Annotated in this window: 20 protein-coding genes; 15 read left to right on the top strand and 5 right to left on the bottom strand. The window is 39.4% G+C overall.

Annotated features, from left to right (window positions below; translation table 11 throughout):
• Nucleotides 1-542 precede the first annotated feature (542 nt).
• The 6 genes from ABVT42_RS17430 to ABVT42_RS17405 all read left to right on the top strand — a co-directional run bounded on the left by ABVT42_RS17430 (nucleotide 543) and on the right by ABVT42_RS17405 (nucleotide 5,097).
• Nucleotides 543-1,478 (top strand): transporter substrate-binding domain-containing protein, encoded by a 936-nt coding sequence (locus ABVT42_RS17430; RefSeq protein ID WP_353895884.1) that lies wholly within the window; start codon nucleotides 543-545, stop codon nucleotides 1,476-1,478.
• Between the two features lie 211 nt (nucleotides 1,479-1,689).
• Nucleotides 1,690-1,989, top strand: a complete 300-nt coding sequence (locus tag ABVT42_RS17425; RefSeq protein ID WP_353895883.1) for a TfoX/Sxy family DNA transformation protein — start codon at nucleotides 1,690-1,692, stop codon at nucleotides 1,987-1,989.
• A gap of 460 nt (nucleotides 1,990-2,449) precedes the next feature.
• On the top strand, nucleotides 2,450-3,313 hold the full coding sequence (gene minC, locus ABVT42_RS17420) for a septum site-determining protein MinC (RefSeq protein ID WP_353895882.1): 864 nt from the start codon (nucleotides 2,450-2,452) through the stop codon (nucleotides 3,311-3,313).
• A gap of 34 nt (nucleotides 3,314-3,347) precedes the next feature.
• Nucleotides 3,348-4,157, top strand: a complete 810-nt coding sequence (gene minD / locus ABVT42_RS17415) for a septum site-determining protein MinD (protein ID WP_353895881.1) — start codon at nucleotides 3,348-3,350, stop codon at nucleotides 4,155-4,157.
• A 2-nt stretch (nucleotides 4,158-4,159) separates the two neighbouring features.
• Nucleotides 4,160-4,420: a cell division topological specificity factor MinE gene (gene minE, locus ABVT42_RS17410; RefSeq protein ID WP_353895880.1), complete on the top strand. Its 261-nt coding sequence runs from the start codon at nucleotides 4,160-4,162 to the stop codon at nucleotides 4,418-4,420.
• 245 nt (nucleotides 4,421-4,665) lie between these two features.
• Entirely contained in the window at nucleotides 4,666-5,097 is a 432-nt protein-coding gene (locus ABVT42_RS17405) for a hypothetical protein (RefSeq protein WP_353895879.1), read from the top strand.
• 208 nt (nucleotides 5,098-5,305) lie between these two features.
• Here the strand turns inward: ABVT42_RS17405 and ABVT42_RS17400 are convergent, their stop codons facing one another.
• A complete protein-coding gene (locus ABVT42_RS17400; RefSeq protein WP_353895878.1) occupies nucleotides 5,306-6,289 on the bottom strand; it encodes a LysR family transcriptional regulator in 984 nt (327 codons plus the stop codon).
• Nucleotides 6,290-6,391: 102 nt separating this feature from the next.
• Here ABVT42_RS17400 and ABVT42_RS17395 point away from each other — a divergent pair, with 102 nt between their 5' ends.
• From ABVT42_RS17395 to ABVT42_RS17380, 4 genes are all read left to right on the top strand, one after another.
• A complete protein-coding gene (locus ABVT42_RS17395; RefSeq protein ID WP_353895877.1) occupies nucleotides 6,392-7,624 on the top strand; it encodes a multidrug effflux MFS transporter in 1,233 nt (410 codons plus the stop codon).
• Between the two features lie 214 nt (nucleotides 7,625-7,838).
• The gene (locus ABVT42_RS17390; protein WP_353895876.1) at nucleotides 7,839-8,702 is read left to right on the top strand and encodes a thiol:disulfide interchange protein DsbA/DsbL; all 864 of its coding nucleotides are present in this window, start codon (nucleotides 7,839-7,841) and stop codon (nucleotides 8,700-8,702) included.
• Nucleotides 8,703-8,823: 121 nt separating this feature from the next.
• Nucleotides 8,824-9,516: a DNA-3-methyladenine glycosylase I gene (locus ABVT42_RS17385; protein ID WP_353895875.1), complete on the top strand. Its 693-nt coding sequence runs from the start codon at nucleotides 8,824-8,826 to the stop codon at nucleotides 9,514-9,516.
• Between the two features lie 20 nt (nucleotides 9,517-9,536).
• Nucleotides 9,537-9,872 carry a PilZ domain-containing protein gene (locus ABVT42_RS17380; RefSeq protein WP_353895874.1) on the top strand — a complete coding sequence of 112 codons (336 nt, stop codon included), beginning with the start codon at nucleotides 9,537-9,539 and terminating at the stop codon, nucleotides 9,870-9,872.
• A 70-nt stretch (nucleotides 9,873-9,942) separates the two neighbouring features.
• On the opposite strand, the gene ABVT42_RS17375 is transcribed toward ABVT42_RS17380, so the two are convergent.
• From ABVT42_RS17375 to ABVT42_RS17365, 3 genes are all read right to left on the bottom strand, one after another.
• Entirely contained in the window at nucleotides 9,943-10,515 is a 573-nt protein-coding gene (locus ABVT42_RS17375; RefSeq protein ID WP_353895873.1) for a GNAT family N-acetyltransferase, read from the bottom strand.
• Between the two features lie 88 nt (nucleotides 10,516-10,603).
• The gene (locus tag ABVT42_RS17370) at nucleotides 10,604-11,119 is read right to left on the bottom strand and encodes an SRPBCC family protein (protein ID WP_353895872.1); all 516 of its coding nucleotides are present in this window, start codon (nucleotides 11,117-11,119) and stop codon (nucleotides 10,604-10,606) included.
• Nucleotides 11,120-11,288: 169 nt separating this feature from the next.
• Nucleotides 11,289-11,426: a hypothetical protein gene (locus tag ABVT42_RS17365; RefSeq protein WP_353895871.1), complete on the bottom strand. Its 138-nt coding sequence runs from the start codon at nucleotides 11,424-11,426 to the stop codon at nucleotides 11,289-11,291.
• A 300-nt stretch (nucleotides 11,427-11,726) separates the two neighbouring features.
• On the opposite strand from ABVT42_RS17365, the gene ABVT42_RS17360 reads away from it, so the two are divergent.
• Nucleotides 11,727-13,088, top strand: coding sequence for a Na+/H+ antiporter NhaC family protein (locus tag ABVT42_RS17360; RefSeq protein ID WP_353895870.1), 1,362 nt, complete (start codon nucleotides 11,727-11,729; stop codon nucleotides 13,086-13,088).
• A 33-nt stretch (nucleotides 13,089-13,121) separates the two neighbouring features.
• On the opposite strand, the gene bluB is transcribed toward ABVT42_RS17360, so the two are convergent.
• Complete coding sequence (gene bluB, locus ABVT42_RS17355; protein WP_353895869.1) at nucleotides 13,122-13,769, bottom strand: 5,6-dimethylbenzimidazole synthase; 648 nt, start codon at nucleotides 13,767-13,769, stop codon at nucleotides 13,122-13,124.
• Between the two features lie 281 nt (nucleotides 13,770-14,050).
• Between bluB and purE the strand changes: the two genes are divergently transcribed.
• From purE to hemB, 4 genes are all read left to right on the top strand, one after another.
• Nucleotides 14,051-14,557 carry a 5-(carboxyamino)imidazole ribonucleotide mutase gene (gene purE / locus ABVT42_RS17350; RefSeq protein ID WP_353895868.1) on the top strand — a complete coding sequence of 169 codons (507 nt, stop codon included), beginning with the start codon at nucleotides 14,051-14,053 and terminating at the stop codon, nucleotides 14,555-14,557.
• Between the two features lie 58 nt (nucleotides 14,558-14,615).
• The gene (gene tsaC, locus ABVT42_RS17345; protein WP_353895867.1) at nucleotides 14,616-15,182 is read left to right on the top strand and encodes an L-threonylcarbamoyladenylate synthase type 1 TsaC; all 567 of its coding nucleotides are present in this window, start codon (nucleotides 14,616-14,618) and stop codon (nucleotides 15,180-15,182) included.
• A gap of 115 nt (nucleotides 15,183-15,297) precedes the next feature.
• Entirely contained in the window at nucleotides 15,298-16,227 is a 930-nt protein-coding gene (gene hemF, locus ABVT42_RS17340; RefSeq protein WP_417281488.1) for an oxygen-dependent coproporphyrinogen oxidase, read from the top strand.
• A 34-nt stretch (nucleotides 16,228-16,261) separates the two neighbouring features.
• A complete protein-coding gene (gene hemB / locus ABVT42_RS17335; protein WP_353895866.1) occupies nucleotides 16,262-17,275 on the top strand; it encodes a porphobilinogen synthase in 1,014 nt (337 codons plus the stop codon).
• The last annotated feature ends 31 nt before the right edge of the window (nucleotides 17,276-17,306 follow it).

Here is a 17,306-nt window from a genome sequence, read left to right as displayed (position 1 = left end):
GCCTGTTGTTATTTAAATCTGATACCTGGTTGACTTATCTGACCAAAATTATTGGTTTTTTTGATAGGGCTCACAGTTTTTTGATTGATGAATAAAAAGCAATAAGCCTATTCTGCAAAGTTCGTTAAAACCGTATAGCCGTTTAAAATTTTTTAATCAATGTATGCATCTGATTTTAATCGGTCATCTTTTTCATATTCGGTGGTTGATGAATAGCGTATCAAAATTAAAGCCAATGAGTAAGACTAAAAAATTTGCCAAAATAATTGAATGAAAAGTTATGAACCTTCTTTAAATATAAACTGAATTTATTCTAATAAGTTATGTGTTAATAGCAATATTATCTCAACAGCAGAAAAGTATCGAAGTATTTGCGGTAAAATCTGCTAAAGTTTAAGAATTAGTCATTATTTTATGGCTAAATTATTTTTAATCTATTGTGTTGTTGAAATTTTTGGTTTGTTGAAACTGAAACTATTGTGGTATTGAAACAGTTGTGATGTTGAAACAGTTGTGTTGTTGCGTTTTTTTGCCAGGTTGTTATGAAGAGCTGTTTTACTGTTGTTGTATTTTGCCTATTGTTCAGTAGCAAAAGCACAATAGCCCAAGAGGTGATTGAATGGGGGTATTTTCATTATCCGCCAGTATTTAATGTTGATAAGAAAACTTCAAAAGTGACTGGTTATGGATTTGAGTTACTCAATCTGGTTATCCAGCAAATTCCCGAATACCAACATCACTTGACAAAAATGCCTTTAGCCAGAATGGTTCAAACGATGCGTGCGGGTAAAAATATTTGCGCATATGGCATGTTTAAAACTAAAGCTCGTGAAAAGCATATTTTATTTTCATTGCCGAGTCGAATAGGGTTGCAAAATTCGTTAGTTATTTTAAAAAATAATTTACATCGATTTCCTCAAGAAAGACCTCTTTCATTTGAGGTGCTGCTACAAGATCCAACATTGATTTATGTGACCAAAAAGTATGTTTCATATGGTGTGGTAATTGATGATATTTTCGAAAAATATCGCAATAATAAAAATATAATTACGTTACACTCGATAGGGCTTGGTCGCCAAGGTATTCAAATGTTATTGGCCAAACGTGTTGACTATATGCTTTATGATGAGTCCGCTTTGTTTGAAATTGAAAAATTAAACGCGCGGGATAAAGTTGTTTTGTTACCCATTGCTGAACTGGGTAAAAATAAAAAGCAAGACATTAAAACAGCATCGATAACACTTGAGCAGATTGAAGCACAAAAATTTGATGTACAGGATTTTGAAGTGGGTCATTTTGTTTGTACTAAAAATAATTGGGGTAAAAAAGCAATTGCCAGAATTAATCAGGTGTTGCTTGATGAGTTAACTAATGACACTTTTTTTTCCCTGATTACTCAAGGCGTACCAGCTAACAGTGTTGATAACTTGAAGTCTTTGTATCAAGGATTGATTTTAACCCCTGCCAATTTACCGTGACCAGCTTGCTGATGCCAGTTAATTTTCTCCCAAAATTGTTATTTCTGGTATTTGCGATCTTCACTCCTTTGATTTGTCTAGTCTGATGTGCCGAATGAGTTATGCGCTAAAATATTACTTAACTTTATATCACTTTTTTTCAATTGAAAGTTTGCTGTAAGTCGACATATGCTTAACGTTTGCGTTAATTAACATATCGAGTAGTAGATGAATGAGTCAAACAAATGAGTCAAATAATAAAATAGCCCGAATATCTGATCTCAAAGGATTAGGGCCAAAGAGCGAGCAGATGTTGGCGCAGGTGAATATTTATACAGTCGATGAATTTATGCAAAATGATCCGATTGAAATTTATGCACAGTTAAAGCGAACACTCCCGGAAGTTAGCTTAAATGCACTGTATGCCATGATTGGCGCACAAAAAGATATCCATTGGTTGGAAGTGCGTAAGAATCAAAAAGAAGAAATTTTAATCAAACTTGATGATAAAGGAATCGCGCCTAAAAGATAATAGATTGGTGAATTAATAGACTAATTATGAGATATCAGGTATTAACAAAGTATTATTTATGAAAGTCATCATTTTGGTTCATTTGACAGAGTGAATTATTAAAGTAGCGCGTTGATAAAAAGTGATCTGCATTTAATCAATATTATATTATAATTGATGGTTGGCTAAACTGGAGTTGTGTTCAACTTGGCTCAATTCGCTATTGGCTACTAGTTATATGCTAAAAGTTATACGCTAAAATTTAATTGCTAAAGCGTTGTCTAAAGTTATCGATTGTATCAGATCATTATTCAGGTAAGATTGTCGATAATGTCTGCAAATAGCTTACACAAATTTTGCTGAAACTTCATGGTTAGCTGAGTAAATCGAGCGCTGCAATAAGCGTGATGACACTCTATAATGTATTTGCCAGTGAATAGATACAACTAAAATAAGATTAACAAACGGAGAGTTTTAAGTCATGCCAACCAAGCGGACTCAACAAAGTCCAGCCAATTTAGAAACTCAAGTAGACACTCAAGAAATTGCGAGTGCAGAAATTAAAGGCAGTATGTTTCCGTTATCTGTTCTACATCTCGATACCAATGATCTGACAATAGTTGATCAACAACTGAATAAAAAACTGGCCGCCGCAAAAGATTTCTTTTATCGGGCTCCTTTGATTATCAATATCGAACAAGTCGCCGATCAATCCTTGGATTTTGCCGCATTAAAAAAACTGGTTGAGGTGCATGATTTTGTCTGTGTCGGTATTAGTCATGCCTCAAAAGAACACAAAGTGCTGGTACAACAAGCCGGTATGGCCGTTGTGACTCAGTCAAAAGCGACAAAAGTTGATCTTTTGACAACGGCATCAGATGAGTCAACTGATGTTGAATCTGGGCTGAGGGTAGATAATTCTGCCAGTGAATTCGAAAAAAGCGGTCATTTATCTGATGATAAGCAACCACAGGAAAGCTTAGTTAATGCGCATTTATCGTATGAGGTGCCAGGCTTTAAAAGTGCAAAAGTGATCAGACAAAATATTCGTTCAGGTCAGCAAGTCTATGCGAAAGAAAGTGATCTGATTGTTGTTGGAACTGTCAGTCACGGCGCAGAGGTAATTGCTGATGGCAATATTCATATTTATGGCAGTCTTCGTGGGCGAGCCATTGCGGGGGCTTCAGGAGAACAAAATGCGGCCATATATTGCCATTGTTTAGAAGCTGAATTAGTATCAATAGCAGGGACTTACTGGTTAAGCGATGCGCTGCCAAAAGAACTCTGGAAGCAATCGGCTGTCGTTCGATTAGAGCAAGAGCAGTTAACAATAGACAAGCTCTAGGTATTTAAGTAATTAATAAAGAGGAATAAATTCAATGTCGAGAGTAATTGTCGTTACCTCGGGCAAAGGCGGTGTTGGCAAAACAACTTCCAGCGCAGCAATTGCCACCGGATTGGCCCTGAAAGGGCATAAGACTGTTGTTGTTGATTTTGATATTGGTTTGCGAAACCTTGATTTGATTATGGGGTGCGAGCGCCGGGTCGTATTTGATTTTGTTAACCTGATCAATGGTGAGTCAAACTTAAGTCAAACGCTGATTAAAGATAAACGCGTTGAAGGTTTATATATTTTACCGGCATCGCAAACCCGTGATAAAGATGCGTTAACCAAAGAAGGGGTCGGTAAAATCATCGATCAGCTTAAAGCAGAATTCGACTATATTATTTGTGATTCTCCTGCGGGCATTGAAATGGGGGCTTTAATGGCACTGTATTATGCTGACGAAGCCATTGTGACAACTAATCCAGAAGTTTCTTCGGTGCGTGACTCTGATCGAATTTTAGGCATTTTACAAAGCAAGTCATTGCGTGCAGAAAAAGGTCTTGAGCCAGTTAAAGAGCACTTACTGATTACTCGCTATAATCCTCAGCGGGTTAATGAAGGTGAGATGTTAGGGGTTGAAGATATCAATGATATTTTGGCACTTAAACTACTGGGAGTTATTCCTGAGTCAGAATCGGTATTGAAAGCGTCAAACCTCGGACAACCGGTTATTCTCGATACCAATAGCGATGCTGGGAAGGCCTATTCTGATGCGATTGATAGATTGCTCGGTAATGAGGTTGAATTGAGATTTTTAAATGTCGAGAAAAAAGGATTACTTAAGCGAATTTTTGGTACTTAATTATGGCGTTGTTAGATTACTTTAAAAGTAAAAAGAAGAATACTGCTTCGCTGGCAAAAGAGCGATTGCAGATTATTGTGGCACACGAGAGAAAAAACCGCTCAGGACCTGATTATTTACCGCAACTCAAGCAAGACATTATTCAGGTGGTTTCTAAATATGTTCAGGTGTCAGAAGAAAACATCAATATCGAACTCGATGAAAGTGGTGGTTTGGATGTGCTTGAATTGAATTTAACTTTAACTGAACAAATTAAAGAGTAATTCAATAGCGTTTTCGATTAGCGCCCAAATATTACTAACCTGAGTAGTCCTTCAAAGATTGTGGACTACTTAGGTATTGACTAGGTATTGTCAATGAGCGCCATATTTGACATTACTCAATGTTTTGCGTGAATTCTTGCGCAAAATTATCATTGCATCAGACTATTCATTGATTTTTCCCCACGCCCGCTGCAAACTCGCCAAACTTTGTATCAATCAGATGAACTACAAAAGGGAGAAGACCTTTGCAATTGGAGACTTTTGACCAGCTTCCCATGTTTGACACCGAATTTATCAATGATTGGATTTTGATGATGGATTCAAATGTCGATGGGCAAAAATTAATCTTGCTGTATTCTGTAAAGCGGGATTTTTTATCGGTTCCTAAAACTTATCAAGTGGTGACTTTTCAAGGAAGTGACTTATGTCCTTTAGAGTATCATCATTTGGAACGAGATGATTATTTGAGCGAACTCGATGAGGTCAGTCTGGATTCTGAACCCGGTTGGTATTTGTTGGATGATAATGAAGAAGGTAAAATTTTGCTCATGCTGACTCCCTATAACGCGATTGAAATCGCTTGTGCCGGCTTTCAGTTAGAAATGCGTGCTTATCACAGCGCCAATGAACGGGAAGCGCTGATTGAATATTTAAATGCCAAGCCTGATTCGATTTGATGTCTTCAAGATAAAATAGTCAATCTGATTTTCATCACGAATTTTATTAACAGCACATTTTGTTATCAACCAAACTCGATATCAACAGGACTTGATATCAACCGAGTTCGTTATCAACAGAGTTTGTCATTTAATGTCGGTGAGCTCATTGGCATTATGCTGTTCGTCCATTAAATTATCGATAAGTATTTAGATAGCCCGTTCGCTGTTACATAGCGGGCTGTATTTCATCTAGCGTTGGATCAAGCAAATTGTTTCGAATCCATTGATGAAGTGGCTCGTTATGTTGACGCTCATGCCAATATAAATAAATCGTCAATTTTTGTGATTTAAAAGGTAGAGGCAATATTTTGATAGGAAAATGATCAGATAAGTACATTGCAAAACTCAGCGGTACAGAGAATAGTAAATTGGGATCGGATAAAAAAGGGGGAATCTGCAAAAATGTTGGTATTGAAACACTGATATCCCGCTGATAACCCAGCTGATCTAAAGCAATATCAATTTTTCCTCGCATTGGCTCGGCAAACGAAAAGATACCATGCTGTTGAGCCAAGTAGTTGTCCAAATTCATTGTACTCGCACACAGCGGATTTTGGGGGCCTGCAATAACAACAAATCCTTCTTGTGAAATTGGTTTACGGTAAACCCCGGCCCGCTCATCATCGAGTGCGGTTAATGCAAGATCAATTTGGGCTGCAATTAAGTCATCAATAATGTGGCGGCTGCTATGCCGAAAGTTAAGTTTTAAGCGTGGTGCACGTTGCCTGATATGATTAATTCGTTTACTGATAAAAATAATGTCCATATCGGTTCCTGATATGGTTACGTTTTGAGCGATTTCTGTGAGTACCAACTCTTCGCTTTTGGAGAGGTTTTCTAACTGTGGCAGAAGTTGGTTGAGTTGTTGCAGAATAATTTGTGCTTTAGGGGTTAATTGATAGCGATTACCGGCTCTCACCATTAAAGGATCATTAAAATCTGACTTTAGGCGAGAAAAAATGCGGCTCATTGCTGGTTGGGACAAAAGCATCCTATCGGCTGCACGAGAAATATTCTTTTCGGTGAGCAGCACTTTTAAGGCAGGTAATAAAGCCAGATCGTAAGGCAGAGTCATTTGTTGGCACTTCTCATTACTAAGGATGTATGCATAGATGTAATAGTTGGTATTTGATTTATGTTGTTTACGCATAGTTTAGCTCGTTTTATACTAATTGCCTATTGGTTATTTCTCTACATCGAACCGGTTATGCAGGGCACTGTACGATGTTCGATGTGTTCGCAGGTATCTAAAATGCGTATTCTTGCTTTATTTGCTGCCATTTTTGCCATTACCCCATTGGCGATTGATATGTATTTACCCGCTTTACCACTATTGGCGGTGAGCTTCGAATCACCTATCGAAATCGTACAAAACTCCTTAAGTGTGTTTTTGGCTGGTTTTGGATTTGGTATGTTTATTTTTGGACCTCTGGCTGATCATTTTGGACGCCGTCCGCTGCTAATCGGTGGTCTTTTAGGTTCATCCCTTTGCTCATTTGCCTTGGCCTGGGTAAGTAATATTGAGCTGTTTTTAGTTTTACGCTTTTTACAGGCATTTTTAGGTGGTGCTGCAACGGTAGTTATTCCCGGGGCGATCCGCGAAATCTATGAAAAAGATACAGCGAAAGGATTATCCTATGTGTCGATGATTATGATGATTGCCCCGATGATTGCTCCAGCAATTGGCGGTTATATTCTGACATTTGCCCAATGGCCGCTTATTTTTGAGGTTTTGGGGGTTTATAGTGCAGTCATGCTGGTTTTAGCTATATTGTTTTTCCCACAGCCTAAAAAAGCAAACATTGAAATTGAAGAGCAAAATGAGGCCAATCATTCTACTGCAACACAAAAGCCGCTCAGTTTTATCAGACGATATCATCGTGTCTTGTCGGCTCGTCACTGTCACGGATTTTTAGTGATTAGCATGACACTTGCAGTCATGTTTTTCACCTATATTACTTCCGTCTCTTTTTTGTATTTGGAGATTTTTGAATTTTCGGAACAACAATTTAGTTTACTATTTGCACTAAATGTTGGGGGGCTGATGTTAGGCAATTGGATTAACACTCGCCTGGTACCTGTTTGGGGCTCGCCTCGAATCCTTAAATTGGCGGGCTGGTTACTTTTAGTCGCCAGTATTTTATTTTTGCTATTAATGGTAAATGAAGCTAATCCTTACGCAATTATTGCCGTGTTTATGACAATCATTGCGGTTGTCGCCATTATGTCAACTAATACTGATGCCATCATATTGCAGCAGTTTAAAGAACATGCCGGCACTGCAACCGCTGTGATTGGTACATTTCGGTATGGTTGCGGAGCCCTCGCTGGACCTATTTTAGCATTTGCTTTTGATGGTACGGGTAATCCAATCGCTTATTTATTGTTGACCGGTACGTTAATTGTTTTTATTACCGTTCAATTCAATGTCGGTATAAAGTCCAGCCTAACCAATGACGAATCTTCCAAGTTAAATCAATGCTAATACGCCGTATGGATTATTTTCTTTAGCGGCTAAGCGCTTAGCAAATGGTGAATGCTTATTGTGTTGATCGATATGTTGACCGATTTTGCGTAAATATCTTCAAATATAGTAATTATTAACAATGTTGACCGGTGGTCACTTTGCCTTTTGCTGCAATATTGATATGATGCCTTGCAAATAATAGATAGGGTCAAGAACCATTTTGGGAGTGATTGTGAAATATTTAGTGAGCCTTTTGTTGGCAATAACCCTGTTGTCTGCTTGTCAACAGGAAGATAATAAATCTAAAGAAACCACGCCTGCGGCTGTCGCATCTCCAGCAACTGATGCTTCAAGTTCGGCTGAGAAAAACAAGTCAGAGGATGCTGCTCAGGCAAAGTCACAGGCAGCAAAACAAGCTGAAACCGAGGAAACTGCCAATCATGCAGAACATGACGCTCACCAAGGACATGATGCTCATGAAGGTCAAGACAGCCATGCGGGACACGATCACGGTAGCGCAAAATCTGGTGACTTGTTAAAAGTCGAAGGACCTTTCCGAGAAGTAGAGCCGCAATTTACTTGCGAACAACCCGTAGTGATGGAGTTTTATGCTTACCAATGTCCACATTGTTATGACCTGGAACCTTTTGCTCAGGCTTGGCGTGAAAAAAATAAAGGAAAAGTTCAATTTATTTCGGTGCCGACCCATTTAGGACGACAAGAGTTTGGTTCTTTGCTATTAGTGCATCATGCGGCGATTAAATTGGGCATATTAGATAAAGTCCAACATGCCCTATTTGAGCGTGTACATAAAGAAAAGAAATTATTTGGTAATGCCGAAGAAGCCGCTAAATTTTTAGCAGATCATGGCGCGGATGAAGCCAAAGCCCTCGAAGCACTAAATGATCAAAAAGGAATCAGCGAAGCCATTAGTAAAGACTTTGAATATTTAACCAAATATAAAATTGCTCATGTTCCGCAGATCATGGTTAATCATCGATATTTAACCGATATTTCTTCGGCTGGTGGCAGAGAAAAGGTTTTTGAGCTGGTCGATGAGCTGTTGCAAAAAGAGCACAGTTGTCGCGCCAAATAATCGAATAAGGGTTATACACTTAATCATTTTCTTATTAGACTCAGTCAGTTTTATTTATCATTGACAGGTTAACTGACTGAGTTTTCCATTTTACCTCAAAGCAAAATAACGTTGAAAAATTATGGAAAAATTTTCACAAATATATGAACGGGCAGCGTTACGTAAAGGTGGTAAAAAAGCATTAGAAAGTCTAATGCCAAAAACGCTGACACCTGATCAAATCAGTCAGCTTTCTGATACGGTTTGCATGGCCGAAATGACTAAAAAAATCTTTCAGTCGGGATTTGTTTGGCGAGTCATTGAAAATAAATGGCCCGGGTTTGAAGAAGTTTTTTGGGGATTTTCACCTGAAAAACTGGCATTAGCCAGTGATGAACAAATAGAAAGAATGGCCACTGATAAACGTATTGTTCGCCACCTTACCAAGGTTAAAGCCGTACGTGAAAATGCATATTTTATTAAAATCGAATCAAAAAAACATGGTGGATTTGCTAAGCTTATTGCCGATTGGCCGGAAGCAGAAATTACTCAGCTTTGGCTTTATTTAAAAAAGAATGGTTGTCGACTTGGCGGTAATATTGGCCCTTATTTTTTACGTGCGATTGGTAAGTCTACTTTTGTGATATCACGTGATGTTTCTGCCTATTTAATCGCACATAAAATTGTCGATAAACATCCAACGTCGCAGCGAGATATTAAGTTGACGCAGCAGGCGTTTAACCTCTGGCAGCAGGAAAGCGGGCGTAGTTTGGCTGATATTAGTAAAATAATATCCATGTCGGTTGGTGATAATGATATTCAGGCGGCAACTTAAGAGTAACTCTTTGTCACAAAGTGAAAAATCTAAATTTTTGGACTATGCTCAAAGTTGGTTATTTGAACAATGGTCTATCAATGAGTTCAGGCGAAGAAAAACGTAAACATAAGCGTATTCCAATTCGAACCAATGTTTTTGTTTCTGGGGAAGACATCACTCGTTTTAAAACACAAACTGTCGATTTTTCCGATGGAGGATTGTTTGTCGAAGGTAAAGTTCTGGCAGAATTGTCAATCGGAACAATCATTAATGTCCAGTCAGCTGAAGGTTTTGAAAATCCGCCCTTGTTAACCGCGAGAGTGGCATGGACTAACCGTTATGGCGCGGGTATTCAATATTTAATTGATGAGTGATATTGATAAAGCTTCAATAGCAAATATTATTGGCTTTTGGTTAGCGGTTGGTTAATAGCGGTTTCTCTGGTTAATTTGAATGGGTTAGCGTGTCAAAACTCATCGGATAACTAATAATACCGTGTCGTTGGTCTGTTTGACCATGCCAGTGAAATCCCAATTTTTGATAAAATCCTAGCGCATACTTTGATGAGTTGACTGTGATATTCCTGGGTTTATCTAACGTTGTTAAATTCAATTGAGCAAGATAGTGTTGCCAAAGTCTGGTGGCAATTTGCCGATGATGTAAGTCTTCATCAACAAACAAATGATACAAATGCATATTGTCTTTTATACCGATTACGCCATAAAGCGTGTCAGTAGAATGGGTTGATTCAGCTTGAACTTCTGATTGAGTTGGCAGGTCAAACGTGGGCGCTGGCCAAGGTCGCGCCAAAAAATAACAAAATCCATCTTCAATATTTTCATAGATTTGTTGCGGACAAACAGAATTAAGCATCGTTACTTGTGCTTTAGCTGTTAAGTCTGGACAAATAAATTTTTTAACCAATGGCGTGATCAACCTTGAAATGAATAGGCCATCATTTTTTTGAGCAGTACAAATCAAAATGTCAGATTGATTTTGCTGGCTTGGCTTGTTCATAAACAATAGAGAATTAACAATTAAGGCAAGTCAAAATGATTGATTTGCTAGAGGATTAGCCTCTAGCTCGTCACAAATTGGCATAAAGTTATTTTTCAGCGAGCGCTTTTAATTTGTTGAGTCCCGACGCAAAACTTTCTCCAACAAAAGTATCCATTAACTGAGCAAAGTAATTACCGATAACGATTGGTTGCATTTCACCTTGCATGTACCATACAACTCGAGTTTTATCACCTTCAGGATAGTAGCGCATGCCAGCTTGATAGACCGTCGGGTCACCATCAAAGACTAAATCATAAACAACACCTGTTTCGGGGGATGATTGAGTAAAAGTGAGTTTTCCTGAGCCACTTTCACCAACCCATGATTGAGAAGCGCCAACACCTTGGCTAATAGCACCAACGGTTGTTTTGATGCTAGGGTCCATGTCTATCCAGGGTGTCCAGCTGGGCCATTGGTTTAAATCATTAACCAGTTGATGAATTTTTTGCGGCGGCGCATTGATTTTAACTTCTCGACTGACGTTAACCTGATTATCGAGAATGAGACCTACAATGACAAAAATCAGCATAAAAACGCCAAATATTTTTAAGAATGTACGCATAGCTTCCCCCGCATTATTATTTTCTATTGGGTCTAAAAAGTTGAAAAAAAGCAATATAACATTGAATCATGAAAAAGATAACACGAAAAAGGTTGAACCGGATTTAGTCATCTATGCCATGAGCGATGAGAACCGATAAGAGCATAAACCAAACCTGAGAACTAGTGTGCTAGGGGAGTGTATTGGTATCACTTTTCTGATTATCTGCCAGCCATTTTTTTACCTGTCGACAAATCAATTGGTATAGATGTCGCCAAAATTGATGGAAAGTGGCACCTAAAATAATACCGATAATTAGTTCAAACATGTTTTTCTCCTGCGAATTGGTTAATCTTTGTTATATTCGATGAATTCAAATGCTACAATTCACCGCTTAAGCCATCTATTCATATTAGCTGCTGATAATGATAAAAATTCTCGACTTATGATTGATGGCTAGTCGATGATTAGCTAAAAGCAAGTATTAGGCCAAAAAATAATTATCTGATTTTAAACAAAATTTTATTTTGGTATGGCACGAATACCATGTAGATGAAGTCGAATTATTCAATAAATGGTCAAAATTACCAGACGCGTCATAATAATCAATATTAAGGAGAACCGTATTTTGCATTGGCTAACGCTGCTGCCTCCCTTACTGGCAATCATTGTTGCGATTTGGAAAAAAGAGGTCATTTTATCATTGCTTGCGGCATTGCTGACGGCTGAATTTTTGTTAAGTAATTTCAACCCTGCACTTGGATTTTTAGCTGTGTTTGATCGGATAACCCAAGTCTTTGCCAGTGGTGGTAATACTCGAATCTTAGTATTTAGTTTGTTGATTGGCGCATTACTTTATTTAATTAAACAGTCGGGTGGTGTGGCTGCGTTTGTCAATTGGGTCTCGCATAAAGGGCTAGCCAATTCAAAACGAAAAATAGCTGCAATGCCTGCACTTTTAGGTGTGCTCATATTTATCGAAACCAATTTAAGTATTCTAACGGCTGGTTTTATTGCTCGAGATCTATTCGATAAAGTAAAAATGAGCCGTGCTCGACTGGCTTATATTATTGATTCCACTTGCGCGCCCATTTGTGTGATTATTTTATTTAATGCCTGGGGCGCATACCTGTTAGGTTTACTAGAAAATTTTCAGCTGACTAATCCCGTTGAAAAGTTGATTTATTCGATTCCTTATAATATCTATTCGTGGCTGACTTTAATATTGGTTTTTTATACGGTTTGGAGTGGCAGAGTGATTGGGCCAATGAAAGCTTCCGAAACGTCACAGCAAGTTGTACAAGCCAGCAAACAAGACACTGTTAAGGCGACTCATGCGGGATTTATGTTAATACCGTTATTGGTGATGATTGGCAGTATTTTATTTTTTATGTGGTACACCGGAGATGGGGAGATTTTAAAAGGTTCGGGATCGAAGTCTGTTTTATGGGCTGTTGGTCTGGCTTGTCTGGTTATTTTTACAATGATTCGATTTTCATCGCATTCGCAGAAATCATCAACGCTGATTAAATGGAGTTTTACCGGCATGGGACAACTATTACCGTTAGTTACAACGGTTTTACTGGCATTGGCATTGGGCAATGCAATGAAAGATTTGGGAACTGGTGAATTTGTCTCATCAATGGTTAGTCAGAATTTACCACTTTGGAGTATTCCTGCGATTATCTTTATCAGTGCTTCGGTTATTTCATTGACGACAGGTACTTCGTGGGGAACATTCGGCATACTGGTACCAATTGGTGTTCCCATTGCGTTAGGAACCGGCTTGCCATTAGAAATTGTGCTGGCGGCGATTATTGGTGGTGGCGTGTTTGGCGATCATTGCTCGCCGATTTCGGATACGACGATTGTTTCATCATTGGCAGCCGGTTGCGATCATCTCGAACATGTTAAAACCCAGTTACCTTACGCTTTAATTGCAGGAGGTTTGAGTATTATTGGCTTTATTATACTTGGCTTTACTCACTAATTATTCAGTACAACGATTGCTGCTTCGTTAAAGTCAGGAATAGCTTTCAAAAAATATACTGTCTTTAATCGGTTTACGAGTTTCCCAGTTTAATTGCTCAAGCTCGGGCTGTTCTAAAAACTCGTTAACATAGCCCAGACATAGATAGGCGATAAATTCGGCATCATCTGGTGCATCAAAAATAGATTTCATTTCTGCTGGTTCTAAAATGCTGACCCAGCCAAGACCAATATTCATAGCCCGAGCATACAACCACATATTCTGAATCGCACAAACAACACTGTAACGCCCAGTTTCTAGCATCGAAGATTGTCCTAATACGGGTAATTTTGAGGGGCGGTAAAAAACAGCGATATTAACTGGCGCTTCTTGAATACCTTCCAGTTTTAGCTGGGCATAGACCCGTTGCTTTTCAGTGGAAAACTGATTTTTAGCAGTTGAATTAACGCGATTAAAACTATCGATAACCTGTTGCTTACGTTCTTGATCATTGACGATGACAAACTCCCACGGTTGCGAGTAGCCGACTGATGGCGCCCAACTGGCAGCGGTAAGAATTTTTCCAATATCAGTTTGGGCAATGGGCGTGTTTAAAAAGCGATTGCCTCTTACATCACGCCTGGCAAGCATAATTTGCTGGAGAATATCTTGTTCTAATGGAGTAAATTGTCGATTTTTCATTGATAGGACGGGATACAATAGCGCTTAAGTTAAGGCTGAGCAGTTTATCCAAGTTGACGACGAATCGCGACTATTTATCTCGCAATATGGGCAAAAATAAGGGCAGAGATTTTAAGTTGAATCAAATAGCCTTAATATTTTTGTGTGATAGATTTTGTCAATAATAGGTCAGAATCGACGCTTTAAGACCCAAAAGAAGTTCACTTTTAGAATCACCTTTTGCTAGAATAGCTCACTCATTTTTGATTGAAAATTAAACAATTTATCTAAAGGTATTGCACATGAGTAATGCGTTTGTCGCTATTTTAATGGGTTCTGATTCAGACTGGCCAGTTATGGAAAATACGCTCAATGTTCTTAAAGATCTAGGTATTAAAGCAGAAGTGAAAGTAACATCTGCTCATCGTACCCCAGCTGCAACTCACGCCTATGTGAAAGATGCCGAAACCCGTGGCTGTGAAGTTTTCATTTGTGCTGCCGGTCTGGCTGCTCACCTGGCAGGTGCTGTTGCAGGTTTAACCACCAAGCCCGTGATTGGTGTACCTATGGACGGTGGCCCTTTGAATGGTCAGGATGCATTGTTATCTACAGTTATGATGCCTGCCGGTGTTCCTGTTGCAACAGTTGCAATTGGTAAAGCGGGTGCAAAAAATGCTGGTTATTTGGCCGCTCAAATGCTGGGAATTGCTCATGCTGATGTTGCACAACGCGTTGCTGAAGATCGTCAAGCGAATGCTGAAGCTGTAATTGCAAAAGATGCGGCGTTACAGCAAAAATTAAACGGTTAACCGATATAAACTGCAATTAATATTATTGCGTAATAGCAAACCGTTGCGGGATCTAACAATGCAAAACCGTCAGTGGCGGCTGGCATATGCGGCACAGACTGTTTTAGCCGGTGGGGTAATTGCTTACCCCACTGAGTCTGTTTTTGGGCTTGGCTGTGATCCCGATTGTTCTTCGGCACTCGAACAAATACTGCAAATCAAAAATCGTCCTGCGAAAAAGGGATTGATTATTTTAGTTAGTGATTTATCTCAGGCGCTTCCTTATCTGAAGCCGCTTAAACCTTCACAAATTGCCTTGATTGAACAAACCTTTGCACAGCAAATGCGGGCAACAACCTGGCTCATACCCTGTTTACCTGAAGTAACACCTTTATTGCGCGGTCAATATGATTGTTTAGCAGTGCGTATCACGCAACATCCTGTTGCCAGAATGATTTGTCAGCACATGCAAAAACCGCTGGTTTCAACTAGCTGCAATATTGCGGGTAAATCCGAGATGACGCAGGTAACACGTGTGCGTAACCAAATGTACACACAAGTTGAGCAAGTGGTGAGTGGTCGGTGTGGTGGACAGTCACCTTCGACAATAATCGATATGACAAGTCGTCGAGTTATTCGCCAATAAGTAGTAAAATACCCCACTAGTCGATAAACCTTTTTGTTTTTGCAAACAATCTGCGTAGCGCGATTTTTATGCAAAAATACAAATAAAATCAAAAAATTCAGGATGATCACCAGCCATGAATGATATTCAACATAGAACTGCCGAAATAAAGGCGTATCTCATCAATCTACAAGACCAAATTTGTGACGGACTCGCTAAGGCAGATGGTAAGGCCGAATTTATCAATGATGAATGGCAACGCGATGAAGGTGGCGGTGGTCGTAGTCGTGTCATCAGTGATGGGGGAATTTTTGAAAAAGGTGGGGTCAACTTTTCGCATGTAATGGGGGCAGGCTTACCTGCTTCTGCAACCGCTGCCAGACCTGAATTAGCCGGTCGTAGTTTTCAGGCAATGGGTGTTTCGCTGGTGATGCACCCAAATAATCCTTATATTCCAACTTCACACATGAATGTTAGATTTTTTATCGCCGAAAAGCCTGGTGAAAAACCGGTCTGGTGGTTTGGTGGCGGTTTTGACCTTACGCCTTATTATGGATTTGATGAAGACTGCATTCACTGGCATCGCGTTGCTAAAAATGCCTGTGATTGTTTGGGTGATGAAGCTTATCCAAAATATAAGCAATGGTGTGATGATTATTTTTATATCAAACATCGTCAGGAGCCTCGCGGAATTGGCGGCTTGTTTTTTGATGATTTAAATGAACCAGGATTTGATCTTTCATTTGAGTTTATGCGCAGTGTTGGTGATGCTTATTTAGCAGCTTATTTACCAATCATTGAGAAACGACGTTCAATGAGTTTTGGTGAACATGAAAAGTCTTTCCAAAAAATTCGGCGGGGGCGCTATGTCGAGTTTAACCTAGTTTATGATCGAGGAACTCTTTTCGGTTTGCAAACTGGTGGTCGTACTGAGTCTATTTTAATGTCCTTACCTGCCGAAGTAAGCTGGCAATATAACTGGCAACCGCAAGCCGGAACTGAAGAAGCGAAATTAACTGACTATTATTTACAATCTCGTGACTGGCTTGGCTGTGAGCAAGGTTAATCATTTCAACATATAGAAAAACAAAGGAAATATTATGGCTGAATACATAACTCAAGCAGGCTTTCCCATTAAACGCCCGCGTCGTATGCGGACTGATGATTTTGCGCGGCGTTTGATGGCTGAAAATCAAATAACTGTTGATGATTTAATTTATCCGGTATTTGTTTTAGATGGTAATAATAAGATAGAGGCGATTCCCTCTATGCCTGGCATTACACGTAAAACTATCGACCAATTGCTACTCGAACTTGAAGAAGTGACGCAACTTAATATTCCAGCTATTGCTCTTTTTCCTGTCGTCGAGGCAGCTAAAAAATCACTGGGTGCAGAAGAAGCCTTTAATCCTGAGGGGTTAGTGCAGCGTGCAGTAAAGGCAATTAAAGAGAAATTTCCTCAACTCGGGGTCATTACCGATGTCGCGCTCGATCCTTATACAGTGCATGGACAAGATGGGATTATTGATGATAAAGGCTATGTATTAAATGACCAGACAATTGCGGTTTTAATTCAGCAGGCGTTAAGTCATGCAAAAGCTGGCGCAGACATTGTCGCGCCTTCTGATATGATGGATGGTCGCATTGGTGCAATTAGAAATGCACTTGAGCAAGGCCAATATATTAACACCAAGATTTTGGCTTATTCAGCTAAATATGCATCAGCCTTTTATGGACCCTTTCGTGATGCCGTCAGTTCTGCGGCGAATCTCGGCAAAGCAGACAAGAAAACTTATCAGATGGATCCTGCCAACGGTGATGAAGCATTTCATGAGGTGGCACTGGATCTTCAGGAAGGCGCTGATATGGTCATGGTTAAACCGGGGATGCCTTATCTTGATGTTATTTATCGGGTTAAACAAAACTTTAAAGTCCCCGTCATGGCGTATCATGTGAGTGGTGAATATGCGATGTTAAAAGCTGCCTCAGCCAATGGTTGGATTGACGAGAAAAAATGTGTGTTAGAAGCAATGGTTAGCTTTAAGCGGGCAGGCACAGATGCCATTTTAACCTATTATGCAAAAGAGGTTGCACATTGGCTGAATAAATATTGAGCGTCAGTCAGAATGGTGTCGGTCAGAACAA

The organism is Aliikangiella maris, from assembly GCF_040719265.1.
GTDB lineage: Bacteria > Pseudomonadota > Gammaproteobacteria > Enterobacterales > Kangiellaceae > Aliikangiella > Aliikangiella maris.
Note: the sequence above shows the minus strand (reverse complement) of the source record. Positions and strands in the feature narration are given on the sequence as shown.